The 26,995-nt window shown below is 53.8% G+C and carries 20 protein-coding genes; 3 read left to right on the forward strand and 17 right to left on the reverse strand.

The genetic code is table 11. The features are described 5' to 3' along the window. Window positions 1–33: 33 nt before the first annotated feature. The 17 genes from rfbD to LCW13_RS10735 form a co-directional block, all read right to left on the reverse strand. Complete coding sequence (gene rfbD, locus LCW13_RS10655; RefSeq protein WP_225346842.1) at window positions 34–927, reverse strand: dTDP-4-dehydrorhamnose reductase; 894 nt, start codon at window positions 925–927, stop codon at window positions 34–36. Window positions 928–929: 2 nt separating this feature from the next. Beyond that, a complete protein-coding gene (rfbB, locus tag LCW13_RS10660) occupies window positions 930–2,009 on the reverse strand; it encodes a dTDP-glucose 4,6-dehydratase (RefSeq protein ID WP_225346843.1) in 1,080 nt (359 codons plus the stop codon). 195 nt (window positions 2,010–2,204) lie between these two features. Next, on the reverse strand, window positions 2,205–3,638 hold the full coding sequence (locus tag LCW13_RS10665) for a mannose-1-phosphate guanylyltransferase/mannose-6-phosphate isomerase (RefSeq protein WP_225346844.1): 1,434 nt from the start codon (window positions 3,636–3,638) through the stop codon (window positions 2,205–2,207). Continuing rightward, window positions 3,638–4,519 carry a hypothetical protein gene (locus LCW13_RS10670; RefSeq protein ID WP_225346845.1) on the reverse strand — a complete coding sequence of 294 codons (882 nt, stop codon included), beginning with the start codon at window positions 4,517–4,519 and terminating at the stop codon, window positions 3,638–3,640. Before LCW13_RS10670 ends, LCW13_RS10665 begins: the two co-directional genes overlap by 1 nt. Before the next feature lies 1 nt (window position 4,520). Then, window positions 4,521–5,753 (reverse strand): glycosyltransferase family protein, encoded by a 1,233-nt coding sequence (locus LCW13_RS10675; protein WP_225346846.1) that lies wholly within the window; start codon window positions 5,751–5,753, stop codon window positions 4,521–4,523. A 1-nt stretch (window position 5,754) separates the two neighbouring features. Next, window positions 5,755–6,465: a CatB-related O-acetyltransferase gene (locus LCW13_RS10680; protein WP_225346847.1), complete on the reverse strand. Its 711-nt coding sequence runs from the start codon at window positions 6,463–6,465 to the stop codon at window positions 5,755–5,757. Next, complete coding sequence (locus LCW13_RS10685) at window positions 6,455–7,198, reverse strand: sulfotransferase family protein (RefSeq protein ID WP_225346848.1); 744 nt, start codon at window positions 7,196–7,198, stop codon at window positions 6,455–6,457. The genes LCW13_RS10680 and LCW13_RS10685 overlap by 11 nt, the downstream gene beginning before the upstream one ends. Window positions 7,199–7,510: 312 nt before the next feature. Beyond that, window positions 7,511–10,360: a glycosyltransferase gene (locus LCW13_RS10690; protein ID WP_225346849.1), complete on the reverse strand. Its 2,850-nt coding sequence runs from the start codon at window positions 10,358–10,360 to the stop codon at window positions 7,511–7,513. A gap of 40 nt (window positions 10,361–10,400) precedes the next feature. Continuing rightward, entirely contained in the window at window positions 10,401–11,486 is a 1,086-nt protein-coding gene (locus tag LCW13_RS10695) for a chain-length determining protein (protein WP_225346850.1), read from the reverse strand. A gap of 132 nt (window positions 11,487–11,618) precedes the next feature. Further along, window positions 11,619–12,527, reverse strand: coding sequence for an ABC transporter ATP-binding protein (locus LCW13_RS10700; protein ID WP_225346851.1), 909 nt, complete (start codon window positions 12,525–12,527; stop codon window positions 11,619–11,621). Next, window positions 12,524–13,354, reverse strand: a complete 831-nt coding sequence (locus LCW13_RS10705; RefSeq protein ID WP_225346852.1) for an ABC transporter permease — start codon at window positions 13,352–13,354, stop codon at window positions 12,524–12,526. Before LCW13_RS10705 ends, LCW13_RS10700 begins: the two co-directional genes overlap by 4 nt. Before the next feature lie 38 nt (window positions 13,355–13,392). Then, the gene (locus tag LCW13_RS10710) at window positions 13,393–15,108 is read right to left on the reverse strand and encodes a polysaccharide biosynthesis/export family protein (RefSeq protein WP_225346853.1); all 1,716 of its coding nucleotides are present in this window, start codon (window positions 15,106–15,108) and stop codon (window positions 13,393–13,395) included. A gap of 140 nt (window positions 15,109–15,248) precedes the next feature. Then, the gene (locus LCW13_RS10715; RefSeq protein WP_225346854.1) at window positions 15,249–15,677 is read right to left on the reverse strand and encodes a DVU3141 family protein; all 429 of its coding nucleotides are present in this window, start codon (window positions 15,675–15,677) and stop codon (window positions 15,249–15,251) included. 62 nt (window positions 15,678–15,739) lie between these two features. Further along, window positions 15,740–17,659 carry a sulfate adenylyltransferase subunit CysN gene (gene cysN, locus LCW13_RS10720; protein WP_404813622.1) on the reverse strand — a complete coding sequence of 640 codons (1,920 nt, stop codon included), beginning with the start codon at window positions 17,657–17,659 and terminating at the stop codon, window positions 15,740–15,742. Between the two features lie 165 nt (window positions 17,660–17,824). Beyond that, a complete protein-coding gene (cysD, locus tag LCW13_RS10725; protein WP_225346856.1) occupies window positions 17,825–18,766 on the reverse strand; it encodes a sulfate adenylyltransferase subunit CysD in 942 nt (313 codons plus the stop codon). Window positions 18,767–18,926: 160 nt separating this feature from the next. Then, a complete protein-coding gene (gene cysQ, locus LCW13_RS10730; protein WP_225346857.1) occupies window positions 18,927–19,775 on the reverse strand; it encodes a 3'(2'),5'-bisphosphate nucleotidase CysQ in 849 nt (282 codons plus the stop codon). 106 nt (window positions 19,776–19,881) lie between these two features. Next, window positions 19,882–21,642 (reverse strand): SLC13 family permease, encoded by a 1,761-nt coding sequence (locus LCW13_RS10735; protein ID WP_225346858.1) that lies wholly within the window; start codon window positions 21,640–21,642, stop codon window positions 19,882–19,884. Between the two features lie 368 nt (window positions 21,643–22,010). Here LCW13_RS10735 and LCW13_RS10740 point away from each other — a divergent pair, with 368 nt between their 5' ends. From LCW13_RS10740 to LCW13_RS10750, 3 genes are all read left to right on the forward strand, one after another. Further along, complete coding sequence (locus LCW13_RS10740) at window positions 22,011–24,425, forward strand: capsular polysaccharide biosynthesis protein (protein ID WP_225346859.1); 2,415 nt, start codon at window positions 22,011–22,013, stop codon at window positions 24,423–24,425. A 282-nt stretch (window positions 24,426–24,707) separates the two neighbouring features. Next, window positions 24,708–25,922, forward strand: coding sequence for a capsule biosynthesis protein (locus LCW13_RS10745; protein ID WP_225346860.1), 1,215 nt, complete (start codon window positions 24,708–24,710; stop codon window positions 25,920–25,922). A gap of 132 nt (window positions 25,923–26,054) precedes the next feature. After that, the gene (locus LCW13_RS10750; RefSeq protein WP_225346861.1) at window positions 26,055–26,939 is read left to right on the forward strand and encodes an SDR family NAD(P)-dependent oxidoreductase; all 885 of its coding nucleotides are present in this window, start codon (window positions 26,055–26,057) and stop codon (window positions 26,937–26,939) included. The last annotated feature ends 56 nt before the right edge of the window (window positions 26,940–26,995 follow it).

Here is a 26,995-nt window from a genome sequence, read left to right on the forward strand (position 1 = left end):
AGATGACCTGCCCATGTGACAGAGACCGCTGGCTCAGCGATCCAGATGTTCCTTGAGCGTCAGCGCCAGCTGAGACTGCCAGTCAGGCAGCTCGAGACCAAGTGCCGACTCGAGTTTCCCCAGCGCAAGACGGGAATTTAGTGGGCGTGTCGCCGGTGTCGGGTATTCCGCTGTCGGGATGCCACCCAGCGTCTGTGGATCGATCGCCAGCGTTTCGCCCTGCGCGATAGCCAGACGGAAAATGGACTGGGCGAAACCATGCCAGCTGGTGGTGCCCTGCGGCGCCAGGTGATAAAGCCCAGAGTCGATCCGTTGGCGCAGTGCTTCACAGGTAAGCTGGGCAATCAGGCGCGCAGGAGTCGGCGCACCGATCTGATCATTGACGATGTTCAGCACGTCGCGATCACGCCCCAGCTTGAGCATCGTCTTCATGAAGTTGTTGCCACGGGCGGCATACACCCAACTAGTGCGGAGCACTAGATGACGACAATCACTGGCCAGCACCGCCTCATCACCAGCCAGCTTGCTCTCGCCATAGACAGACAGCGGCGCCGTCGGGCTGTCTTCACGCCAGGCCTGGTCACCATCTCCGGGATAGACATAGTCCGAGGAGTAGTGCACCAGTGTAGCGCCCAGTGCGCTAGCCTTTTCTGCCAGCAATGCCGGCAGCTCGGCATTGAGACGCATGGCACCCTCGCGCTCCTCTTCTGCCTTGTCGACGGCCGTCCAGGCCGCTGCATTGAGGATCAGCTGGGGCTGGTAGGTGTCAATCAGTACGGCGACAGCGTCAAGATCACTGGCATCAACGTCGCTGCGGCGCGGCGCATGCACCTCACCGAAGGGAGCGAAGCTGCGTTGCAACTCAAACCCGACCTGGCCATTGCCACCCAGAATCAGAATGCGTCCAAAGCGTTGGGAAGTCGTCATCATCAGCTCCCGGTACCCAGACGTTCACCACGGTAGCTGCCATCCTGCACGCGCTGCCACCAGCTCTCATTGGCCAGATACCACTCGACCGTCTTGCGCAGGCCTGTCTCAAAGGTTTCCTGCGGCACCCAGCCCAGCTCGCGTTCGATCTTGGCGGCATCGATGGCATAGCGCACATCGTGGCCAGGGCGATCCGTCACGTAGCTGATCAGGTCTTCGTACTTGGCAATGTCCGCGGGCTTCTCGGGGACCAGCTCTTCCAACAGTGCACAGAGTGTCTTGACGACTTCGATGTTCTGCTTCTCGTTATGGCCGCCAATGTTGTACGTCTCGGCGATCTTCCCTTCGGTGGCAACCTTGATCAGCGCACGGGCATGGTCTTCCACGTACAGCCAGTCACGTACCTGCTTACCATCGCCATACACCGGCAGCGCCTTGCCCGCCAGAGCATTCAGGATCATCAGCGGGATGAGCTTCTCGGGGAAGTGGTACGGGCCATAATTGTTGGAGCAATTGGTGACCAAGGTCGGCAGGCCATAGGTACGCTGCCAAGCACGCACGAGGTGATCCGAACTCGCCTTACTGGCAGAGTACGGTGAACTCGGCGCATACGGTGTCGTCTCGGTGAAGAGATCTTCCGGCCCTTCCAGATCGCCATACACTTCATCAGTGGAGATGTGGTGGAAACGGAAACCGGCAGCCCTCTCGGCATCTGTCTCCTTCAAGCCCTTCCAATACTGACGTGCAGCTTCCAACAGCTGATAGGTACCAACGATGTTCGTCTCGATGAAATCCGCCGGGCCATCGATGGAGCGATCCACGTGGCTCTCGGCCGCCAGGTGCATCACGATATCCGGCTGGAATTCCGCGAAGACAGCCTTTATCTTCTCGCCGTCGCAGATATCGGCCTGCACGAAGTGATAGCGCTCGGAATCCGCGACTTCCGCCACGGATTCGAGGTTACCGGCGTAGGTCAGCGCATCGAGGTTGATGACAGTATGTTGGGTAGATCGGATCAGCTCACGGACGACCGCAGAGCCGATGAAGCCGGCACCACCGGTCACAAGAAATGTTTTACTCATAGAAGATTTTTGCCAGGGATTTAAATAAAGGCACGCTACCGCCTCCCAATATCATGGGAGGCAGCCTTGCATGCGAAGAATGAAATTTAATCCAAGTTTGCCTGATACTAATGAAATGGGCATACATCTTGTCAATCAAAGACTAACATGGCTGTCATGGGCTTTGCTTCAGACTCAGGACTTTTCAACATTGACTCAACAACGTCCGTAACTGTCCTCGAATCGGATGATATCGTCTTCACCAAGGTACTCACCACTCTGCACTTCGATCATCACCAATGGAATGATCCCTGGATTTTCGAGTCGGTGTCGATTGCCTGCGGGGATATAGGTCGATTCATTGATACGTAGCAGGATGTCATTCTCTCCATTTACCACCTTGGCGGTGCCGCTCACGACAATCCAGTGTTCACTGCGATGATGATGCATTTGCAAGGAGAGAGAGGCGCCCGGCTTGACGACAATACGCTTCATCTTGAAGCGCTCACCCTCCTCTAGCACGGTATAGGTCCCCCAGGGACGATGCACCGTTACATGATGTTGATGCAGTTCTCCTCCCCGTACCTTGAGCCGTTGGACGATCTTCTTCACATCCTGGCTCTGGTCCTTGTGAGCGACCAGCAACGCATCAGGAGTATCCACGATCACCAGGTCCTGAACACCGACTGTGGCTATCATTCGCTTGTCACTACGAATATAACAGTTATAGGTGTTTTCCAGTTCTGCTTCGCCGGTCACACGGTTACCTGACGGGTCAGGCACCGTGAGCTCCGCCATCGCTAGCCAAGAGCCGATATCACTCCAGCCCAACTCGCAGGGCACCACTGCGACTCGTGCTGATTTCTCCATCAATGCATAATCGATGGAGTCATCCACCACAGGCCCGAAAGTCTTGGCACATAACCGAGTGACACTGCAGCCGTCAATTTCACTCGGCTCGGCCGAATCTAATGACCTTTTTACGCTGCTGAGTAGCTCCGATGCATGAGTTGCCAACTCTTCCAGCAAGGTACCGACACGGAAACAGAACATACCTGCATTCCAAAGATGGCGCCCACCAGCCAGATACTGCTCGGCAGCATCACGATCTGGTTTCTCAACAAAGCGCTCTACGCTCATCGCCTGACCGTCAGTGACATGGCTACCATCGCCGACTTCGATATAACCGAAACCAGTTTCAGCATGGGTAGGCCGGATACCGTAGGTCACAAGCTGCCCTTCGGCAGCAGCTATGGCAGCACTAGCCGTGGCTTGGGCAAAAGCCACTTCATTCTGAATCAAATGGTCGGCTGGCAGCACCATCATCAGTGCCTCATCGCCATAGCGTTGCTGAAGCTCCAGCGCTGCAGCAGCTACCGCAGGCGCAGTATTGCGCCCAAACGGCTCCAATATGTAGTGCATCGGCTGACTGGGGGATAACTCCCGGTAATCATCTTCAGTGCGGAAGAACAAATCACGATTAGTGACAGTTGTGACACTTTCTACATCAATGGCGGCCACCCCTCGCAAATAGGTCTTCTGCAGCAATGAATAGCCGTCTTCCATACGGATAAAAGGTTTCGGCTGGGCTTCGCGAGAAACCGGCCAAAGACGCGAGCCGGTACCACCAGCGATGATCACGATATGCATCAATAATACCTCTCGATTATACTTAGATAATAGCTAGAATCGTAAGTAGGAATATTGCTCAGCGGCTCAAAGTTAAGACTTAAATTAGTTAGTATCCAAGCAACTTGGTCATTGACATTTTCTTTAAATGCAAAGCCGTATTTATCATAAATGCAAAGTGGAGGGCCTGATATACTTGCTGCCTGATCCACTATTTGTTTTTCCGGCACCTTTAGACCATTAATTGAATTGTAGTGACTTAAAAAAATAGCACCATCCAATGACATAGACTTATTTAGTCTATTAATTTTATTAGACTCAATAGGAAAGTTTATATCTTCTTGTATAATTGAGGATAAACAGCTTATAAAGTCATAATATATATCAAAGCTACCTTCAAGAAATCTACGGCGTACAATAGCACCATTTTCAAACACTTGAGCTAATCGAGAGAATATTGAAGAGTAATAAACAGGTAATGTCGGAGACATTAGATCATCTAAAGTCCTACCCTTTTTTAACATCTCTTGGATAGACGAAATAGATATATAATAGGGATGCCTAATATAAACAACAATAGTTATATAAAAACCTCTGTCATAAAAATAATCTTTAAAGCCTAGCCACTCATCCACAGAATAAGAACTAAAAAACTCTGAGGATATGATACCTTTTTGCTTAATGAAGAGTTTTAGCAAAAAGTCTTCAACAACTGATATCTCATCATCGCTGCATGTAAATCTTTTAGAAAAAAATCTAAATAAGCTTAGATCATTTACTTGTCTTGAAATGGCAAAATGATTATACAAGTTGAAGCTTGAATTCTCAGAGTCAAACAGGGAATTTTGTATTGTGGTTGTTCCTGTTTTAGGAGGACCAATATGTACAATCAACTGTCCCATATTAAGTTATCTCGTAATTGAAGCTAATGATATCAGCAGGAGTCTTAAATGATATTTCTGCAATATATCTAATTTGTACTTCGCCTGTGTTGGATGTATAATCTTTATCGGCGCTTAGCACTAATCTTTGAGTAAATTCATAGCTCGATACTAACTTTCTATTCACATCCGAATCTTGTGCAAATAAATTTAAACCTATTAAAACGTCTTGATTCAAATCATGCTGATTAGCAAAGAATCTTAAAGACTTAGAGTTAGTGATTGCATAAGTCACATCTAAAAATATTTTCTTCCCCGAAAATAGTATCCATTCCTTACGGCTATTTTTTATAAGGTTATTCTCCATATCTGCAAGAAATTCATTATATATCTTCTCAATAAAATTCGAGTATACTGACTCATTAGAATCAACAATTTCTTGGTTATCTTTTATTACAGGATATCCAATTGTTAGCCTATGAAAATAGAAAGAATTATTTAGTGCAATTATGGTGCGTTTATCTTGTTTCTTCAGCACTTCAACTAATTCATGATCAGAGTTTATTTTTATATTACTGAGCAAGTTTATATTTCCCGAAACTCTACTCGAGAGCATATTATAAAATCTTGCACGATTGTGACCGCCATTGATAGATCTAAAATTACTTAAGTGATGAATAACTCCTATTCTGGCATTACTCACTTTACTATTCGGAAGTTTTTTTACTCTTTCACTATTGGGCACCATTAAAAACATTGAATCTACAATTTCTTCAACTGTAGCATTATTCCTGTTAACAAATACGGCTTTATTCGGAGGGGATTTAATACCTTTTGCTTGTCCAATTTTATCTTTTGTAAAGTATAACGGAAAAGAACAGTTTCCAATAACTAATTCCGGAGAATTATAAAACTCGTCCAATAAATCTATATCAATATCAAAAAACTCGTCACTATCAATATTCATTATATTATCATATTTAGCCTGAGTAATACCAAATTTCCTTTTTTCTGTTTCATTTAGCCAAGTCCCATTGTAATATTTATAACTTATCCCAGATCGATCGAGGATATCTATTAATTCTTTTTTATCTTCAGTTTCGTAAGGTAAGACACCAAGATGTTCAAATATTGGTGCAACCCAATCATAAGCACCATCGACTACAACAATCTCGTCTACATAATTTTTTACAGATTCTAAAGAATATTCTAACAAGGAGTGATCATTATGAATGATCAAAATAGCAGAAATCATATTACACCTCATAAATATCATTTTTTGTTACAACTTTTCTTCCCAACAATATTTTATTGCTCAAGGCTTCAAAACCTTCTATAAAATCATTAGGATTACTATAATTATCTAAGTGCATTAAAGGTAAATCGTAATTCCACCATTTTATTTCTAATAATCTTTTTATAATATATTCATCAAACCTATACTTAATTAGTTTCCCTGGGTTACCAACTACTATTCCGTATGGAGGTACATCTTTAGTAACTAAAGTACCTGCCCCGATAATAGCGCCATCGCCGACTGTTATACCATTTACGATAGTTACATTTCTACCGATCCATACATCATTACCTATAACAGTGTTAGTCTTAACTCCCTCCCTATTGATTTTATTACAGGCCTTATGTAGTAAACCTATGCTATTTAACACATTATTACCAAATATGTTACTTAGGTCGTTATATTGAAATGGGTGTGTAGAGAGCCAGGTCGTTGGATGATTGGGTTGTAAACAGCAAAAATTTTGCCCTATCGAACAATACCTGCCTATAATACAATTAAAAATAAAACCATCGTGCATATAGGTATAAGCCCCAACCGATATGGAGTTAACAAGGTTTGCCCCTCCAATTTTAACTGGTGGCTCTAAATTAAATTTTTTAAGCTTTTTCAGATTTTCTGGATTAGAGATATTCAAGCCTAAAGAGGCAAATCTATCTTTAATATTCATCGCGAACCTTTTTAATTACCTGTCTATAAAGGCCAAAAGGAGCCGTCTCACATATTAATTGTATTGCAGTATCATCTAAACGTCGTACTCTCGATTCCTTCAAACTCTCAGATTGCTTGACCATATCTGAAAAGCTGCATATATTATCTTCATTAACAGGAAGGTCAATGAACTTGTAGAGCTTTTCAAGATTACAATTATTATCTTGATCATTAAAAAAATCTTCAAATATAACAGGCTTAATGCGTGTATCATTGCTGAATTCATCTATTACTTTTAACATATCTCTCCAGTCTTGAATTGCCGAAGCAGTTCTTTTATCACGACTCCACGAATCATCATTTTTATTGGCTGCTCTTGCTTCATAAGATGCAGCGATATCGAAAATATTCCTGATCATAATAACTATTTTAGCTTCTGGAATAGAAGCTAAAGTTCTTTCAATGTATTTATATAGAAGAGGTATTTTATCACCTACAACTTCATATCCATTAAAATTTTTTTCAATTCTGTCGTAGTAATTATTGAAAGAAGAAAGATCATTATAAAACGTATCGCCTTTTTCATAAGTTAAAAATCTATCTTTAACAAATAAATTTTTGGTCAAAGGTTTCTCGAAGAATAAATTCCCATAACGCTCTACTCCTAAACAAATTCTATTATCTGAAGTTAATAGACGCCACATTGCAGTAGTGCCTGACCTAGGAGTCCCACAAACAAATAAATACTTCATTGACAACCTCGCTCTGGATAGATCATTTAGACAAAAAATCAATGCATACAATATTTGCTTTTAAATACTAACTCAAGCCATTGTAATGTTTGTTGTCACTATGCCTCCTTTCTATAATTAATATTGATATTAATAATGCTGCTAGAATTAGCACATGTTTATATAACGCATTGTGCTAATATCAAGCCACTAGCTATCGGGTTCCACCTGATTTACTTAGCTTTCAACTAAATACAGAATGATGAAAAATACAATTAATTTCTTGTAATTAATCGATAGAAGAATAGCAATAAAAAATAAAATATCTAAAAATCACGACACTAAGCTTCTTTTTCGGTTAGGAGGGTACACACCAAGACTCTCGATCGCTTTAGCCATCCCCTGGATGCCAGTCTCAAAACTAAAGTTATTACGAGCCAAAGCTAAAGTATTATCACTCACTTTTTGCCATCGCTGTTCATCTTCATAAAGCTCAGCAATGGCCTCAACCCAAGCTTGTGGATCTTCAACAATCATGGCACTGACACCATGTGATAGACCCGTGGCCTCTGCCGCTACGGGAGTCAACACTTGTGGTATCCCTGCAGACATAGCTTCCAGTACCTTTCCTTTGATACCCGCACCAGATAGTAAGGGTGCGACCATCACACGAGTACTTTCGAAAACATCGTCAAGGCTTTCAACGAAACCTTCAAGAATCACATCGTCAGAGGCATATTTTTCGAAGGAAGTAGGTATTGAACTACCATATATATGGAATGCAACACCCGGAAGGCGTTTACGCAATAGTGGCATGACTTTTTCAACAAAGAACTCCACCGCTTCTACATTAGGAATATGACGATATCCCCCAAGGAAGGCTATACCAGAGCGTGCTTCATAAGAGGTCTTATGTCCTCGGCCATCCAAGACCCATGGACAAATATGCAAGTTATCAGCTTGCAAATTGTGACTTATGATTACGGCATGTTCAGTCGGATTGTAAGACAAAATACCATCAACTTGACGCATTAATGCCAATTCACGATCTCTCGTTGCAAGCGGGCCAGATAAGTCTTTCTGCTTGGAAGCCAAGGCGGCACGTAATTCACGCAGGAAGTGAAGATCTGCGTTATTGAAGAGGACTTTCGCTGAGGTAAATTGCTTAACCGCCGAGAGGTGACGCTCTGCCACGTCATAGCGAGTAATATAGACAACATCGAACTCGTTACCGCGAGATTCAAGTACTTGATTAACCGAAGACTGGAATGGTGCGTAGAAACACTCTACGCCCATCTTTTGCAGGGAATCCGTATACTTCCCCATATGTGCCATATTCTCGGATACGAAACTGACTTTGAAGCCATTCGCCTGCAGCATGCGAATTTCTTGTATTGCAGCATACGAGCCAGCATCATGATCAGGCCGTGGTACAGCATAGTCAATCATCAGCACACGGTAGGCTACACCACGATCTTTATGGAATGGCACATTAGCGAATGAAGGTTGCCCGTTAGCCATGTAACTATCAACCCACTTGGCACGGAATTTGGGTGCATTGACCACCTGGTTCTTCTTGATGCCCTGGCTTTCATCACGCCCATTGCTCATGCCTTCAAAATGTACAACTACCGAATATGGTGCGTACACTGTTTTATAGCCATGATCACGAATCTTGAAGGCGAGATCAGTATCCTCATAGTACGCTGGTGCAAACTCGTCAGAGAACCCTCCAACTTCCTCCCAAACGTTCCGCGGTACCATCAACGAGGCACCGGAGAGATAATCCACCTGTCGAGCATAATTCCATTCAGGAGCCTGTGAATTACCTTGGTTGCCCAAATTCCATGGCTGCCCGTTACCCCACACGATGCCACCTGCTTCCTGGAGCTTGCCATCCGGATAGATAAGTTTAGAACCAACCATTCCAACACCTTCGAATCGCTTGAAGGTGTCAATCATCTCATCTAACCAACCGCTAGTGACTTCAGTGTCATTGTTGAGCATGACAACATACGTCCCAGAAGCTTCCTTGACCGCCTTGTTGCAATTACGTAAGAATCCCAAGTTATGCTCATTTGTAATCACACGAACATTCTTAACAAGATCAGATAGCTCAATCGTCTTATCAGTAGAGCAATCGTCAACAACGATAACTTCATAGGTAGCCTTGTTATGCGCTAGAATCAACGAGGCCAAGCTATGATATGTCAACGAAAATTTGTTATGCACTGGAATGACAATTGTGGCATCAGGGGATTCCACTGCGGGAAGCGATAAAACAGGGTATTCTTTTCTGCCTTCATACCCCTCAATCATGACCTGATGCGCGACCATGATATTTTTGACTAAATCTGGATTTTCTGAATTAGCCTGAATCTGACGTTGAAATGAATCGTAGCGATAGCCTGATGTACGCGACAATGCTGAATAGTTCAATTCTTTAGCGCTGGTTATCAGGTGCTCCCAAGGTGTGATGATACTCGGGAATACATCAACATAAGTCGCTTCCGCGTGGCACTCACCTAGTAATGTTATTGTCAATGCATGTAACTGACCATCACACAGAATTTTTGGAACAGGAATATTGAAAGCATATAGACCACTATCCTTTTTCACTGCACCGGACTGCCCTATTACCTGACCATTACTATCAAACAGGCTGAACCCCAAGTGATCACCATCCAGTACCGCGCCCCTCAGCTCCCCTTGCAAGTGCCCCCATTGCAATCCATGAAATTCAAAGCTGATAGATTCAGGGTAATTCAGAAGCAGTGGTACATCATTGATCGATCTACCGGTATCCGCCTCCATCAGCATTATAGAGAACTGCTCATTATCTATACCCTTTGTACTAGGTGACTTAATCTTCAGATCAAAAGCATGCCTTCCGTCACCTTTACCAGCTACGAGAAGATCATGTCGATAATTTTCAGCTACCGTCTCACCGAGTAGCTCGTTACCAGAGAATGCTTGTATCATTAGCCGTTTATCAGGTCTTGTTGGGTCATATGCCCACCCATGAATTGATCCACCTTCTATACTATCGATAAATGATTGAATCATTCCAGTTCCGGCTACATCAATAATATCTACATCTGAAGTATATTTTCCTTCATTATCAACACTTTCAACCTGCTCTGCCAGTTCACTTTCGAAAGTTCCATTATCGAAGTTTTTCATTTCAAACCCCTGCATTTTAATTATGGCGTTACGACTAATATCAGTCTCGATGATCTTTTACGATCATGACTAACATACTGAAGATGAAGCCGAGGAAGATCATGACCAGTCCGAAGATGGTCACGTTATAAAGACGTTCCGGCTGTTCCGGGTATTCCGGCAAGATCGGGCTTTGCAGAACACTGACCTGCTTGAGCTTGCGTGCTGCTTCAATCCTGGTATTTTCCAGCGCTGCCAAGGCATTCGAGTAGGTCTGTTTGGCAAAGTCGGCGCGTAGCTGCAATGTCTCGTACTGGCTGGAGACACTGTTGAGCGCATTGCCGGACTGGCGTGCCAGGCGTTCCTTCTCCAGATCAATCTGCTTCTTGAGGGCGTTGATCTCGCTTTCGACACGCACCATCTCGCTGGAACGCTGGCTCTGGTAGCTCCCCAAAGCACTTTTGCGTGCCTTGTAGGTGGCCAGCTGGGCTTCAAGTGAAGAGACCACAGTGTTCAGACTTTCCACTGTCTGGGTCGGAGAGACCAGCCCGTTTCTGTTCTGGTAATCCAGCAGGTCCTGCCGGGATTGCTCGAAGTTGTCTTCCAGCAGAGAGACCTGCTTGTCGAGGAATTCCACCTGGTCTTCCGCAAGTCGCTGCCCCATCTCGTTCATGTGACGTTCGCCTTCCTCGAGCAGCAGCTGGGCGAACTTCTGAGCGAATTCCGGTGTCCAGGCCTGTACCTCGACATTCAACACACCGGAGTACTCATCCATTTCCACCGAGATGCGCTTCAGGTAGTAGTCGTGGAGTTCCTCGATCGGTGCATCGGCATCGCCCAGGCGGGCAAAGATGTCACCGTGCTGGCTGTAGTGAGATCGAAAATCGAGCTTTTCCTGTACCTTCTTGAGCATATCCACGCTCATCAGGTACTCGCGGAGCAGCAAGAGGTCACTGTCAGTCTGGCTACCGGACAGCAGCGAGCCGAAGCTGACTTCACTGGCAGCGCTGACCTGCGGACTTTCCAACACCACTGTCGCCTTGGAGACGTAGCGGTCGTCCGCCCATACCAGCCAATAGAAGCCGACGAGCACAATGGACAGCAGAACGACGGCCCATTGCGGATAGCGTTTGATAAATGAGGTCATGCGTATTCCCGTAGAAGGCGCTCACCGAGTGCACCGGCGGCAATGATGTGAAATCGATGGGAGTCGTGTGATGCGTGCGCTGAGAGCGACGGGTGTTGAACGTTGTTGAGCGGCCCTTGCACAAGGCGAGAGTCACTCGCCTTGTGCATCTTCGGTGATGCGCGAAGCCCTTTCCTGGCGAGATTGGATTTCCTCACGCACTTCCCGCAGTGCTTCCCGTGCGGCCCGCAGGGCATCACCGTAAGGTTTCTTCTCGCGCGGCGGCAACGTTTCCGCAGCTTCCCGAGCCAGCTTGGCATCCTCCATCACGGCGCGACGTTCCTTGCGCAGCTTCTGCAAGGCCGGTAGCGTCATATTGTCGAGCTGAGGGCCATCGCTATCCGCGTGATAGGCCTTGATGGCGTCATGAATATTGTCATACCAGTAGGCCTGTCCCTCTTTCAGGTAGATACCTGCCTGACATAGCTCCTTCAAGATGCCTTCCCCATGCGAGACCATGATGAGACTGGCCTGGCCGACCTTGTCCTTGAAGGCCTTGGAGGCCTTGGCCTTGAAGGAGCGATCCCCCACCGCCGTCGCCTCATCAGAGAGGTAGACATCGAAATCGAAGGCCAGGGACAGCCCGAAGTTGAGACGCGAGCGCATACCAGAGGAGTAGGTACGAATCGGCTCATCGAACGCCGAGCCAATCTCGGCGAAGTCCTGCACACGTTCGATGATGCTGTTGATGTCGTATTCCGTGCCATGCATGCGCGCGACGAACTTGACGTTCTGGCGCCCTGTCATGCTGCTCTGCAGGCCTGCGGCGAGACCTATCGGCCAAGACACCTTGGAGTGGCGTATCACTCGCCCCTTCTGGGGGGTATCCATGCCGGCAATCAAGCGCAACAGGGTAGATTTCCCTGCGCCATTGGCCCCCACCAACCCGACACTGACGCCTGTCGGAATGGTGAGATTGATATCCTTCAGCACCCAGTGATCATCACTCTGACTGTAGTGCGAGTGGTAATAGCGCTTTGAGAGGTTCTGAATTTCAATCATTGGCTTTTCAGACGCTCCTTGAATCGCACATGCATCAACAGCCCCAGCGCGAGGGAAGACAATGTCCATGCCCAGAAGTAGGTCAGGCTGGTGCCATGTACCACCTGATAACCGTCAAAGAAGCCGTGACGGATATATTCGAGACCGTGGACGATGGGGTTGAGCATCAGGTATTCCAGCAGGTAATGCGGCAGTTGGTTGAGCGGCATGATGACGCCGGACAGAATCAGCAGCGGCATGTTGAGCATGCGGATGATCTTGCTCACCTCTGGGACCAGTGTGCCCAGTACGGACGTCACTAGCCCGAGTCCAAGCCCGAACAACCAAAGTGACAACCAGCCGCCGATGGCCTGAAAACCGTTGTCAGGACGGAAGTCTGTACCCAGCATCAGTCCACCCAACATAAACAGCAGGAAGATGAGGGTCCTAATCAAGCCGTCAAGTGCATTGCGAACGAAGACTCCATCGACAGGATGTACTTGCCGGTAAGCAAACAGTGCCTTGTTGGCATTGATGGCGCCCAGGCCCTGCATCATCCCCTCACGGATCAGGAAGAAGCCCATCATGCCGACCAGCATCCAGGGGATGAAGGGAGCATTGACGATAAGCTTGTCACCCCGGATGAAGCTGCGTATGCCGATCATCAGGAGCAAGAACATTGCAGGCTCGGCAATCATCCAGAACCAGCCCATGCGGTCGGTCATGGTACGGCCGATGGCTTCGCGCATGAACATGGCAAACCAGACACTACGCGTCACGGCCCAGGCGGAGCGGGCCTTGGGCCCGCTCTTCTTGTCGCCAGATGGGCGTTCAGATGGTGTGTTCATCTCACCGCTCATGTCATCGTTCATGTCACTGGCCATGATCAGAGGTCTATCGCGACTTTGGTGGCGACGGCGACCTGATAAAGAATCTGCGTGATGCTGGTGGCCAGCTGCAGGTTCTTTGTCGGCGGTTCCGGCAGTACCAGAATCTGATCACCCGAGCGCAGCTCGACTTCCTCGGCACGACGCACGGCACCGTTCTGGCGCACGACCAGGATCTGGCCCTCATCCGCGTGCTGCGTGAAGCCACCGGCGCTGTTGATATAGTCCATCACCGTCATGCCCTGGGTGTAGACCATGGCCTGAGGCACCACGACTTCGCCGCTGATCAACAGGGAATCGCTGATTTCCGGAATGGTGATGACATCGCCATCCTGCAGACGCACATCGGCGATGTTGCCGTCTTCACGTGCCACGACCAGTCGTCCAGTCGGCTCTTCCTTCTTCGCCTGCTCGACGAACTTCTCGATCATCTCGGCTTCCTGGACACGAAGCTCGGACTCTTCGGTGGTCGAGGAAGACGCGCCGAGATAGGTGGCCTGAAGACGCTTGAGACTGTCCTGCAGTGCCTGCGCCTGCTGTTCCTTGACGCTCTCACGGCGGATGGAAACGCTCTGGTAATCGGTCAGTCCTTTCGGCACCCCGACGGCATTGAGCAGTTCGCCCAAGTGGGCATCGCGCGGCAGTGCATAGCGTGACGGGCCATAGAAGCTGCCTTCCAGCTGCACGACAATCGTCTCATCACGCTGGTCGGCACTGAACAGCACTTCATCCCCTGCGCGCACGTCAGCAGCGCGGAATTCCGTCACCGGCAGATAGCGCGAGATGGGGCCGTCGGGACGTGAGCCACGCAGCAGCACGTGAGAGACACCTGACTTGAGGCGCGCCAGGTTCAGGACGTCTTCGCCACTCAGGCGCGAGTCGGTGAGCTCATAGCGATAATCACGCTCGACATCCCCGACCACGCTGATCGCCGGGCCACGCTCCTCGACGACGACGGTATCGCCATCGCGGAACTGCGGACGAGCAATCTCGCCGTTGATCAGGAAGTCATACAGATCAACCGTATTGATGACGCGGCCATTGCGCTTGATCTTGATGTTGCGGTAGCTGCCCAGCGCCTGGTCGATACCGCCGGCCTGATCCAGGAAATACAGCATGGAATCATTCGGTGTGCCGGCATAACGCCCCGGATTCTCGACATATCCGGTGACGAAGACACCCACCGGCTGCACGCCCTGCAGGTTGGTATAGACACTGACGTTCTCGGGATACACCTCTTGAATGGCGCTGCGTACCTTGCCATCCAGCTGGGCATTGGTGGTGCCCTGCACCTTCACCGGGCCGATGCCCGGCAGGAAGATGTTGCCCTGCGCATCCACCGGCAGCACGGATTCGATCTCGACCCCACCCCACACCCGCAGGGTGATCTGATCACCCGGCTTGATGGTGTAGCTACTGTTGAGGCCATCGGCCATCATGCCGCGGAAACCACCACTGAAGAGGTTTTCGCCGAACGGCGGCAGAGAGTCCGGGTCGGTCTGCTGTTGAGACGTCAGCGGGCCATAGGTGCCACTGCGCCAGTCGGCACGCGCCTTGTCTTCCACGCTGTCCGTCTTCTGCGGAATGCTGGAAGCCTGGTCGCCACTGGACAGGATGGAGCCACTGTCCAGCCCGACCGCCATGGCAGGGCTGGCGTTCAGGCACGCTACCGCCACCAGGCACCCGGCCCGGAGCAAGAATCTGGAAATTGTCATCGGGCTAGGCCCCTCGTAGTGCTGAAATGGTGCAGTGTTGATCAGGAATGTCAGTGCCAATCATGCCAGCCTGCCCCTGTTGTAGTCGGTTCACGCTGAGCCCGAGGTGGACCTGTCAGCGGGAAGGTGCCGCAAGCGCATCAGCGCGCCTCTTCCAGCAGACCGGTAACCAGTCGCTGGGTCACCCAGGTGCCCTCGCCGGCCTTGCCGTCATTGCTGGTACGGCAGGCCAGCTCCTTGCTCGGCAGGTCACGGTTGTTGGAGACCGTCAGCTCGCGGCAGATGCGTCCACTGGCCGCGAAGTAGCGCTCATGGGCGACCACTTCGACATTGCTGCCCCAAGGGCTGGTCGGCACGGCGATCACGCCACCGAGTGCGGCGCTGTCGAGAAACGATGAGACATCGGCCGGAAGAACCGCCGCGCCGGTCAGATTGGCCAGATTGGTGCTGCCGGCACCGGTCGAGACCGGATAATCCGTGGCACACCCCGAGATGACGATGGCCAGTCCCGCGGCTGTCGCGAGGCGCGTGATGTTCGGCAGGCGCTGTTTGAATCGGGAGAAAGTCATATGAAAGTCCTGAAACGGCAAACGCCCCCGCCTTGCGGCGAGGGCTGATCGGCGTGAATGCATCAACCGATGACGTTGTAGTGCTTGAGCTGATTGACCAGCTTGAGTGCGGTCTGCTCGAGGCTCAGTTCACCCGTGTTGATCTCGATTTCCGGGTTCTCCGGCGCTTCATACGGCGAGCTGATGCCGGTGAAGTCGCTGATCTCACCGGCACGCGCCTTGCGGTACAGGCCCTTGGGATCGCGCTCTTCGCAGACGCTGATCGGTGTATTGACGAAGACTTCGATGAACTCGTCAGTACCGACCATGTCACGCACGGTCTGGCGATCGGCCTGGAACGGCGAGATGAAGCTGACCAGGGTGATCATGCCGGCATCGACCATCAGCTTGGCAACTTCGCCGACACGACGGATGTTCTCGGCGCGGTCGTCTTCGCTGAAGCCAAGATCACCACACAGGCCGTGACGCACGTTGTCGCCGTCCAGCAGGTAGGTGTTGTAGCCCATGGCGAACAGCTGACGTTCCAGTGCATTGGCGGCGGTGGACTTGCCGGCACCGGACAGGCCGGTGAACCAGATGATGCACGGCTTCTGCTTGTTGCGATCGGCGCGGCGCTGCTTGTTGACCGCCATGTCGTGCCACACGATGTTGCTGGCGCTCAGGGTCTCCTTGACCATGCCCGCACCGATGGTGATGTTGGACAGACGGTCAATGAACACGAAGCTGCCGGTGTGCGGTGAACGCTGGTAGCTGTCCATGGCCAGCGGCTGGGTCAGTTCGACCTGCACGCGGGCGATGCCGTTGAGCGGGATGTTCTCCGCTTCGTTGCGCGCCATGGTGTTGACGTCGGTCTGGTGGATGATGCGACCGACGCGGCCGATGACACTGGACGTGCCGAGCTTGAGCTCGTATTCCTTGCCGACGATCAGCGGGTCCTCGTGCATCCACACCACGTCAGCGGTGAAGGCGGTACACGGCTCCAGATCGGAATCTTCGGCGACGATCATGTCGCCACGCGAGATATCGATCTCGTCGGTCAGGGTCAGCGTGACGGCCTGCCCCGGCCAGGCGATGTCGAGATCGCCATCGAAGGTGACGATGCGCTCGACGGTGGAGGTGCTGCCGGACGGGAGAACCTTGATCTGCTGACCCGGTGAGACGGTACCGGCAGCCAGGGTGCCGCAGTAGCCACGGAAGTTGAGGTTCGGGCGGTTGACGTACTGCACCGGGAAGCGCAGGTCGGTCAGGTTGCTGTCCTCGGTGACATCGACGGTCTCGAGGATGTCCATCAGCGGACGCGCCTCGTAGGTGTCGGCATCGTCGTACCACGGGGTGTGCTCGCTGATGGAGACGACGTTGTCGCCTTCCAGCGCGGACAGCGGCACGAAGCGGATATCCGGGACCTCCAGATCCTTGGCGAACTCCTTGTAGTCCGCGACGATCTCGTCGAAACGTTCCTGGGAATAGTCGACGATATCCATCTTGTTGACCGCGACCACCAGGTGCTGGATTCCCAGCAGCGAGCAGATGTAGCTGTGACGACGGGTCTGGGTCTGCACGCCATAACGCGCATCGATCAGGATGATCGCCAGGCTCGCGGTGGACGCCCCGGTCGCCATGTTGCGGGTGTACTGCTCGTGCCCCGGGGTATCGGCGATGATGAACTTGCGCTTGTCGGTCGAGAAGTAGCGGTAGGCAACATCGATGGTGATGCCCTGCTCACGCTCGGACTGCAGGCCATCGACCAGCAGCGCCAGATCGACCTTGCCGGTGGTGCCGCTCTTCTTGGAATCGCGGGTGATGGCGGCCAGCTGATCTTCATAGATCATCTTGGAGTCGTGGAGCAGACGACCGATCAGGGTCGACTTGCCGTCATCCACGCTGCCGCAGGTGATGAAACGCAGCAGGTCTTTCTGCTCGTGTTCTTTGAGATAGGCTTCGATATTTTCCGCGATCATCGTCGACTGGTGTGACACTGTCATTCTCCCTGAACGAGGCCTGTCCGGCGCGAGCGTCTTGTGGCGTATGAGCCGCGACGCTTCCAGCGCTGAGGACGCCCCTCATCCTGTCAATTTCGTTGAGTCTTGCTTGCCTTGAAGCATGCCATCGCCGTTGCTGGCGACGGAGCCGGATACCTGGCGCGTGGCCTAGAAATAACCTTCGCGCTTCTTCTTCTCCATCGAGCCTGCCTGGTCGTGATCGATGGCACGCCCGGAGCGCTCGCTGGTACGCGTCAGCAGCATTTCCTGGATGATTTCCGGCAGGGTCGCGGCGGTGGATTCCACAGCACCGGTCAGCGGGTAGCAGCCCAGGGTGCGGAAACGCACGGACTTCATCTCCGGCACTTCGCCTTCCTTGAGCGGCAGACGATCGTCGTCGACCATGATGTCGAGGCCGTCACGCTTCACCACCGGACGCACGGCGGAGTAATAGAGCGGCACGATCTTGATGGATTCGAGATAGATGTACTGCCAGATGTCCAGCTCGGTCCAGTTGGAGAGCGGGAAGACGCGGATGGACTCACCCTTGTTGATCTTGGAGTTGTAGATGTTCCACAGCTCCGGACGCTGATTCTTGGGGTCCCAGCGATGGTACTGGTCACGGAAGGAGTAGACGCGCTCCTTGGCGCGTGAAGCTTCCTCGTCACGACGTGCGCCACCGAAGGCGGCATCGAAGCCGTGCTTGTCGAGTGCCTGCTTGAGACCAGCGGTCTTCATGATGTCGGTGTACTTGGCGCTGCCGTGATCGAACGGGTTGATGCCCGCCTCGACGCCTTCCTGGTTGATGTGCTCGATCAACTCCATGCCGACTTCCGCGGCCATCTCGTCGCGGAACTTGATCATTTCCTGGAATTTCCAGGTGGTGTTGACATGCATCAGCGGGAACGGCGGGACGCCCGGCGCAAAGGCCTTGCGCGCCAGGTGCAGCATGACGGCGGAATCCTTGCCGATGGAATACAGCATGACCGGATTGGCAAATTCCGCTGCCACTTCACGGATGATGTGAATGGATTCGGCCTCAAGCTGCTTGAGGTGGGTCTGACGTTCCGGTGTGATGCCGAGCTTGTCGGCCGTAGATGATGCAGTCATTACAGGTTCCTTGAGATCACTCTGCTAGTTGTCCTTATCCTCTCCGCACACGCTGAGACACGAAACTCGCTGCGAAGAGAACATAGTATCTTTGACACGAGACTGACATCTTCTGGCGTCAGTCCCGTGACGCTTGCCTACCCTCTGTCTAGCGCCTGGTTCATGCCCAGGGAGCGGCCGGCGTGGCACAGACGATGAAATAGGGGTTGAGCACGCTGTCATGCTGGTTGTAACGCAGTGCCTGACGGGTCTCGGCATTCAGCACCTGGCCACCCGCGGCTTCGACCACCGCATGCGCGGCACCGGTATCCCATTCACAGGTCGGGCCGAGGCGCGGGTAGAGGTCTGCCGCCCCTTCCGCCACCAGGCACAGCTTCAGTGAACTGCCCATGGCGACGATATCGCAGGCAGCGAAGTCGGCGACGAACGCCTTGAATTCTTCGGTCTGGTGAGAGCGACTCCCGACGATGCGCCAGCTGTCGGTGCTGCTCGGCACGTCACTGACGGCGATGGCCTGACGCCCACCCTCGCCAACCTGCTTCTCGGCGATGGCGGCCTGGCCTTCGCCCTGCTGGGCACCGACGTAAAGCGTCTCGATGGCCGGCGCATAGACGACGCCCATGGTCGGCACGCCCTGCTCGATCAGCGCGATGTTGACGGTGAATTCGCCATTGCGCTTGATGAATTCCTTGGTGCCATCCAGCGGATCGACCAGCCAGTAACGCGTCCAGTCACTGCGCACGTCCCAGCTGATGTCCGCGTCTTCCTCGGATAGGATCGGTGTGGCGCCGAATTCGGCGTCCATGGCCTTCAGACCGTCGACGATGACGGCGTGCGCTGCACGGTCTGCCGTGGTCAGCGGGGAATCATCCGACTTCATGTCGACCGTGAAGTCTCCGCTCTCGTAGATCTCCATGATGGCAGCGCCCGCCTTGCGAGCAATGGCCTCCAACGCATTCAACATGGCGCGTGTCGTGCTGTCGGTCGTGCTCACTGTCGTATCCGTCATGTGCCTTCCTGTCAGTGTGAATTCGCCAGCCAGGCTGGCGATGTAAAGGGTAACGCTCGCCAGCGGCTGCCAGACGAAGCAGAGCATGGTTTAGCCCGTCAATGACTCAGCCCGAGAAGGGCCAGATCAGCGGAATCAGAGCGACCGAGGTGACACCGACGATGATGCTCATCGGCAAACCGACCTTCATGTAATCGGACACCTTGTAGCCCCCCGGGCCCATCACCATCAGGTTGGTCTGATAGCCCAGCGGGGTAAGGAAACTGGCCGAGGCCGCGAACATGATGGCAATCGCATAGGGCATCAATGAGACCCCCAGCTGCTCGCTGACCGCCATAGCGATCGGAAACATCAACACGGCGGCGGCGTTGTTGGTGATGATCTCGGTAAATAGCGTCGTGGTGAGATAGACGAGTGCCAGCATCAACAGCGGCGAGCCGCCGCCCAGCTGCATGAGCTGGTCCGCCACCATCTGGGCCGCATCGCTGTCGGTCATCGCCTGCCCCAGCCCCAGGGCAGCGGCAATGACGACCAGCACGCTGCCATCGATGCTGGCACGCGCCTGCGAGGCCGGGAGGCAACCGGTGAAGACCATCAGAATGGCGGCCGCCACGGCCGCCTCGACCAGTTCGGCCATGCCCGCCAGGTGCGTGATGATCATCAGGCTAATGATGGCGAGTGCGATGGGCGCCTTGGTGAGGTTGGGCATGCCATTGCCATCCAGCGTGCTGACCAGCAGGAATTCGCGGTTATAGCGATGCAGGCGCGTGAAATCGGCAGCGGCTTCCAGCAACAGGGTGTCACCGGGGCGCAGCACGATGTCACCGACCTTGCTGTTGATGCGCTCACCATCACGTGACACGGCGAGAATCACGGATTGGTAGCGGGTACGAAAGCGAGCTTCACGCACGTTCATGCCGACGACGGGGGAGCTAGGGGCGATGACGGCCTCGACCATGCGGCGTTGGTGATGATCCAGGTCCAGGCCTGCGGCGTCGCTTTCCAGCCCGCGGAAAACACGCACTTCATGCGCCGTGTCCGCGACACCGACAAAGATGAGGCGATCACCGGACTGGAGGATGGTGTCAGGGCCGACCATGGACAGCAGCTTGCCGGAGCGCTCTATCTCGGCCAGATAGCCGAATTGAAGACTGCGCAGCCCCGCCTCTTCGATGCTCTTGTCGTGCAGCGGCCCCTTATCGGCCACTCGCATGGCCACCGAATACTCGCGCCCATTGCCAAGCTGTTCGACCAGCCCCTTGCGCTGGGGGAGGAAACGCCAGCCGATCAGCACCATCCACAGGGTGCCGATGATCAGCACAGGCACGCCTAGCGCAGAGATATCAAAGATGCCGAGCCCGGGCAGGTTGGCCTGGGACTGCAGCAGGCCGTCGACGACCAGATTGGTACTGGTGCCGATCAGGGTGCAGGTACCGCCAAGGATGGCGGCATAGCTCATAGGCATCAGCAGACGCGAAGGCGAGATTTTCATGCGCGCGCACCAGCCCTGAACCAGGCCAATGAAGAGTGCGACGACGGGGGTGTTGTTCAAAAAGGCGCTAAGCAGCGAGGTGATCGGCATCAGGCGTGCCAATGCTGAAGAAGGAGAGCTGGGGCGCCCGAGCAGACGTTCGAGCATCCAGCGCAGCGCCCCGGTTTCCTGAACGCCGGCGGCGACCACGAAAAGTGCGCCGATGGTCATGATGCCCGGATTGGCGAATCCGGCCAGGAAGGTCGCCGGAGAAATGACGCCCAGCAGAATCAACGACACGGCAGCGGCCATCATCAGCCACTCCGCCGGCCAACGATTCCAGACAAGCCCTGCCAACACTCCTACCGTCACCACCAGGGTGACAAAAGCATCCATGTGCTGCGCGATTTCCATCTACTAGCGTTCCCTTGGCGTCCTGCCGCTTCTTCTGGTCAAGCCCTGCGCTTCACGTTCACATGAAGCTCAAGCATTAATGAAAATGCATCGCAGAGCGTGGCACTTTAGCAGTAAAGCTATTACTGCTAAAGCATGCAGTGAAAAAGCTGACAAACAAAATAAAGCACAGGTTAATCATTTGCCTGCTACCAATATCGCGAGCAAAGACTTGATTGAATTCGTTCGTCACTTTGCGTACTTTCCCTATTTGCGGACTCTGAGTCAACGGTCTCACACGACACTCTCACCAGGCGTGCGGAGCATCACGAGTAAGCAGTCACTTTTCTTATCTGAAACGGACACCCTGCATGCTGAAGGCGGCAATGAACCAAGGATGGGGGCTTATCATGCGTGCTCTGCCCTGCGCCTCTCACGCTCGGCACGGATCAGCAGATGTCACGAATGACGCGACCTCTGGGGCATCGCTCTGTTTTTCTTCAGGTATTTATCGCCAACCACTTCTTGCCTGCTTCATTCCCGAGTTGCTGCCACTGACAAGAGGGCGTACACCCCTTTCATGTCAGAACAATGACAACTCGCTCACCTTCAAGAATTTATCTTTCGCTGCCAGGCGACGTGCCCCGACAGGTACACTGAGCAAAAAAAATGTAGGAAAAGAACAACAACCGGCAGCGAGCGAGGCTGATTCTTTGCCAGAACTCGGGGCATCGAAAGGGATAAATACTGCGCCAGAATTCACGGGCCAGAAATCCTCGACAAACATCATCCGTGTCGTCGGTTGGGGACATAAACCCACGGCGAAACGTGCGCGCCAATATGCGCTTGAACATGGATTTCCCTACGTTGCATTGGAGGATGGTTTCCTGCGTTCTCTGACCCTGGCAAGCGCCGGTTACCCTGGCATGGCGATGGTGGTCGATCATCAGGGCATCTATTACGATGCGCGCCAACCGAGTGATCTCGAGCAACTGATCAAGGAAGCGCCGACGCGTCAGGGTGAGGCGTTGTTGGCGCGCGCGCGCGCGGCTCTCGAAAGCCTGCGCATGCATCGCTTGAGCAAGTACAACCATGCACCAGAGCGCAAGCTACCAGCCCGAAAGCCTGGCATGCAGCGACTTCTCATCGTGGATCAGACCGCCGAGGATGCGTCTGTCATGGGCGGCATGGCCAACCGGGAGACTTTCCTTGCCATGCTGAGGGAGGCCTGTGCCATCGAGGGAGCCGAGGTGTGGGTCAAGGTGCATCCGGATGTGATAGCCGGCAAGAAACGCGGCTACCTGCTGGAAGAGGCACGCAAGCTTGGCTGCACGCTGCTGAGTGACGACATCAACCCCTGGTGCCTGTTTGAACAGGTCGATGGCGTCCACGTCGTGACCAGCCAGCTTGGGTTCGAGGCCTTGATAGCAGGCCTGCCGGTGACCTGCCACGGTATGCCGTTCTATGCCGGCTGGGGCCTGACGGATGATCGCCAGCAATGTCCGCGCCGAGGCGAGTCACGCACGCTTGAGCAGGTGTTTGCCGCGGCCTATCTCGAATACAGCCGTTATGCCAATCCCTATACCCAGCAGGCCGCGGCGCTCGAAGAGATCATTCAACTACTTGCAGACCAGAAGCGAATGGCTACCAGGCTGGCAGGACACTGGATAGCGCCGGGGTACTCGCGCTGGAAGCGTAATTTCCTGCCCGGCTTCCTGGGGCCCTTGGCGCACTGCGACTTCGTCAAAAGCGATGCCATCGCACTGCAAAAGCTGCAAAAGACAGCTGGTGTCACCATCGCGCATGATCCGCAAGCGATGTCGCAGCGCAAACAACAGGCACCGCACCCTACCCGGGTGCTGAGCTGGGCGAGCCGAACCACAGCAGAGCTGGAAGCCTCTGTCATTGCACAAGGGGGCGCTCTGTGGCGAATCGAGGACGGTTTCTTGCGCTCAGTCGGCCTGGGGGTGGATCTCACGCGGCCACTTTCGCTGATCCTCGACCCGCTCGGCATGCATTTTGACGCCAGTCGCTCAAGCGCACTGGAGCAGTGGTTGATGCATCATGATTTCACCGATGCCGAGTTAGGCCGCGCACGCCAATTACGCGAGCGCCTGATCACGTTGGGACTGAGCAAGTACAATTCGGAAGGTGATGAATTGCCGGACCTTCGTGCGATGGCCAAGGGCCGTGACGTGATATTGGTCGTCGGCCAGGTGGAGTCAGATGCCTCGATACGCCATGCGTGCCCCGGGATACGCACCAATCAGGCTTTGCTTGAGGCGGCGCGGAAATTGCACCCTGAAAGCTACGTGATCTATAAACCGCATCCCGACGTTGTCACAGGCGGGCGTAGTGGCGAGGTGGCGACTGAAGGCGGGACGTGCGATCTCGAATTGACCACCGGCAATATCAGTCGGTTATTTGAGCAGGTGGATCATGTACACACGCTCTGCTCGCTCGCCGGCTTTGAAGCCCTGATACGAGGTGTGCCCGTCACGACCCATGGCCTGCCCTTCTATGCTGGCTGGGGGCTGACTCATGACCTTGTCGAGTGCCCAAGACGAACTCGGCACTTGAGTGTGGATGCCCTGGTGGCTGGCGCTCTGATCGAGTATCCCGTGTATGTGGCCCCTGAGCACGGTCACTTATGCAATGCCGAGACAGTCGTCACGATCCTGGAACAACAACGTGACAAGCTTCGCAGAGGCACCTCGAAGCCTGCATTGCCTTGGAAAACCCGTCTTTATCGAGGCTATCGCGCCTTACTCATCGGGAAGCATTGAATCATGTTACATGGACGTCTGGCATTGCCTTTCACCACTTCAGCTTCCGCCCTCATGCCCGCGGACACTCGCGCGCAAGAGAGCCTTGGGGAACAAGGCCTCTCACCGGCAACCTCCGTGGCTAGCGCGGTCGAAAAACTGCGCCAGCTCAAGATGTCGGATGATGCCGTCCTGACACGACCGCCAGTTCAGCCCGACGTCTCGCGTGGTGCTGAATTGCACACTCCGGGGCATCCACCCTCTGCTCACATTCGACCGGGCGGCGGCCGCCGGCGCGTCTTCATGTTGCTGCAGGGGGTGTGCTCGCCCTTCTTCCTGCACCTGGCGAAAAAGCTCAAGCAGGATGGCCATGAGGTCATCAAGGTCAACTTCAACAGCGGCGACAGCTTCTACTGGCGCCACGACAAGGCGTATGCCTATCGCGGCAAGCTCGAGAACCTCGGTGACTGGATCGCCGAACTCTGGCGCAAGCATCACGTCACGGATCAGGTGCTGTTCGGCGACCGACGCCCGGTACATCGTGATGCCGTGCTCAAGGCGGAATATCTCGGCATCCGTACCCACGTGTTCGAGGAGGGCTACTTCCGCCCCTACTGGGTGACACTGGAGCGCGAAGGCGTCAATGGCCACTCCCTGCTGCCACGCGACCCTGACTGGTTCCGTGAGGCAGGCAGACACCTCGAAGATGCCCCCACGCCGCAGCGTTTCAAGGCGCCTTTCAGTGAGCGTGCGCGCCACGACATCACCTATCACCTGGCGGGCGCGGCCAATCCGCTGCTGTTCCCGCGCTACCGCCCGCACAGCATTCACGCCGTGCAGGAATACGCGGGCTATGCGACACGACTGCCCTTGATGCGCTGGTACAAGCGGCGTGACGCCAAGCGTATCGATCAGCTGATGGGCAGTGGCGCGCCCTACTACATGCTGCCGCTGCAGCTGAATACCGATGCCCAGATACGCCACCACTCGCGCTTCGCCAACATGCAGGAAGTCATCCAGCGAGTGATGAAGAGCTTCGCCCTGAATGCGCCACGCGGTGCCCGCCTGGTGATCAAGAACCACCCCCTCGACATGGGGCTGGTGGATTACCCGGGACTGATTCGCTCATTGGAGCGCCGCTACGACCTGATCGGGCGTATCGTCTATCTGGAGAGCGGCAATCTGGAGAAGCTGCTGCAGCAGGCCAAGGGCATGATCACGGTCAACAGCACGACCGGCAACGTGGCGCTGCAGTATCGCTGCCCGACCTTCTGCATGGGTGACCCGATCTTCAACTTGCCGGGCCTGACCTTCCAGGGTTCGCTGCATGATTTCTGGACCCAGGGCCAGCGCCCCGACACCACGCTCTTCCGACATTTCCGCAATACGGTGATTCATACCGTGCAGCTCAATGGCGGCTTCTACTGCAAGCCGGGCATGCAACTGGCCGTGTTGGGCGCCTCCAAGATACTGTGTGCCGAACGCTCGCCGCTGGAGAACATGTTGAGCCGCTGCTGAACATGCAAAAAGACTGCTGGACCACGCAATAACGGTGAGACACGCCAATGATGGCAGCCTCTCTCACCCGACCATAACGAGAAACGCAAGGGAACTGCCGACCTTCGGTGTCGGGATTCAAGGAGACCAAAGATGACGGCCATGCCCCCCCAGCAGCCAGAGCCCACCGACGCTGAACGCGACGCTGGCACTCACCGAGCGGATAGCCGACCTGCAGAGAGCGACGCCAGTGCGAAAGCCGCCCAGGATGCCAGCCGCCTGCGACGCGTCCTGATCACCGGTGCCACGGGCGAGATCGGCGGTGCCCTGGCACGCGCCTACGCCGAGACGGGCACCACGCTGATTCTCACCGGCCGCAAGCAGCGCAAGCTCGATGCGATCGCCAACGACTGCCGCAAGCTGGGCGCCGAGGTGGAATGCACGGTACTCAACCTGTGTGATGAAGAGACCCTGTTCACCTGGCTGGATGAAGTCTGCGCGCGCGGCGTGCCGGATATCGCCATCGCCAATGCCGGTATGAACACCGATATCGGCCCCCAGGGCAACGGAGAGCGCTGGGAGGATTCACGCCGCCTGCTGCAGACCAACGTGATCGGCACGCTGGGCATGGCTCACCATCTGGCCATGGCGATGAAGCAGCGCGGCAGTGGTCAGCTGGTACTGCTCAGCTCCCTCGCGGCCTGGCATGGCCTGGCATTGACGCCCAGCTACAGCGGCAGCAAGGCGGCAGTCAAGGCGTATGGCGAAGGCCTGCGCAGCTGGCTCAGACCCCATGGCGTGGGTGTCACCGTCGTCATGCCCGGCTATGTCACCTCGCCGATGTGTGAGGCCATGCCAGGGCCCAAGCCCTTCGAGATGCCACCCGAGAAGGCCGCACGCCGCATTCTCAAGGGTGCAGCGCGTAACCGGGCGCGTATCAGCTTCCCCTTCCCGCTCAACTTCGGGTGCTGGTGGTTGAGTGTCCTGCCCGCCGGAATCTCCCAGCGCCTGCTCGGGTGGTTCAATTACACTCATTGATCGGGGCCTGCGTCTTCGTGAACCGTGAACCTAAGCCGTGAACCGTGAGCCGGCCC

Source organism: Cobetia amphilecti (assembly GCF_020217465.1).
Taxonomy (GTDB): Bacteria; Pseudomonadota; Gammaproteobacteria; order Pseudomonadales; family Halomonadaceae; genus Cobetia; species Cobetia amphilecti.

Excerpts from the sequence above, each read along its gene's own strand:
- LCW13_RS10700 (WP_225346851.1), bottom strand. The coding sequence starts at position 12,527 with ATGATTGAAATTCAGAACCTCTCAAAGCGCTATTACCACTCGCACTAC.
- cysN (WP_404813622.1), bottom strand. The coding sequence starts at position 17,659 with ATGACAGTGTCACACCAGTCGACGATGATCGCGGAAAATATCGAAGCC.
- LCW13_RS10665 (WP_225346844.1), bottom strand. The coding sequence starts at position 3,638 with ATGCATATCGTGATCATCGCTGGTGGTACCGGCTCGCGTCTTTGGCCG.
- LCW13_RS10685 (WP_225346848.1), bottom strand. The coding sequence starts at position 7,198 with ATGAAGTATTTATTTGTTTGTGGGACTCCTAGGTCAGGCACTACTGCA.
- LCW13_RS10735 (WP_225346858.1), bottom strand. The coding sequence starts at position 21,642 with ATGGATGCTTTTGTCACCCTGGTGGTGACGGTAGGAGTGTTGGCAGGG.
- LCW13_RS10715 (WP_225346854.1), bottom strand. The coding sequence starts at position 15,677 with ATGACTTTCTCCCGATTCAAACAGCGCCTGCCGAACATCACGCGCCTC.
- rfbD (WP_225346842.1), bottom strand. The coding sequence starts at position 927 with ATGACGACTTCCCAACGCTTTGGACGCATTCTGATTCTGGGTGGCAAT.
- LCW13_RS10675 (WP_225346846.1), bottom strand. The coding sequence starts at position 5,753 with ATGATTTCTGCTATTTTGATCATTCATAATGATCACTCCTTGTTAGAA.
- LCW13_RS10680 (WP_225346847.1), bottom strand. The coding sequence starts at position 6,465 with ATGAATATTAAAGATAGATTTGCCTCTTTAGGCTTGAATATCTCTAAT.
- cysD (WP_225346856.1), bottom strand. The coding sequence starts at position 18,766 with ATGACTGCATCATCTACGGCCGACAAGCTCGGCATCACACCGGAACGT.
- rfbB (WP_225346843.1), bottom strand. The coding sequence starts at position 2,009 with ATGAGTAAAACATTTCTTGTGACCGGTGGTGCCGGCTTCATCGGCTCT.
- LCW13_RS10710 (WP_225346853.1), bottom strand. The coding sequence starts at position 15,108 with ATGACAATTTCCAGATTCTTGCTCCGGGCCGGGTGCCTGGTGGCGGTA.
- LCW13_RS10705 (WP_225346852.1), bottom strand. The coding sequence starts at position 13,354 with ATGAACACACCATCTGAACGCCCATCTGGCGACAAGAAGAGCGGGCCC.
- LCW13_RS10740 (WP_225346859.1), top strand. The coding sequence starts at position 22,011 with ATGCTGAAGGCGGCAATGAACCAAGGATGGGGGCTTATCATGCGTGCT.
- LCW13_RS10695 (WP_225346850.1), bottom strand. The coding sequence starts at position 11,486 with ATGACCTCATTTATCAAACGCTATCCGCAATGGGCCGTCGTTCTGCTG.
- LCW13_RS10690 (WP_225346849.1), bottom strand. The coding sequence starts at position 10,360 with ATGAAAAACTTCGATAATGGAACTTTCGAAAGTGAACTGGCAGAGCAG.
- LCW13_RS10745 (WP_225346860.1), top strand. The coding sequence starts at position 24,708 with ATGTTGCTGCAGGGGGTGTGCTCGCCCTTCTTCCTGCACCTGGCGAAA.
- cysQ (WP_225346857.1), bottom strand. The coding sequence starts at position 19,775 with ATGACGGATACGACAGTGAGCACGACCGACAGCACGACACGCGCCATG.
- LCW13_RS10750 (WP_225346861.1), top strand. The coding sequence starts at position 26,055 with ATGACGGCCATGCCCCCCCAGCAGCCAGAGCCCACCGACGCTGAACGC.
- LCW13_RS10670 (WP_225346845.1), bottom strand. The coding sequence starts at position 4,519 with ATGGGACAGTTGATTGTACATATTGGTCCTCCTAAAACAGGAACAACC.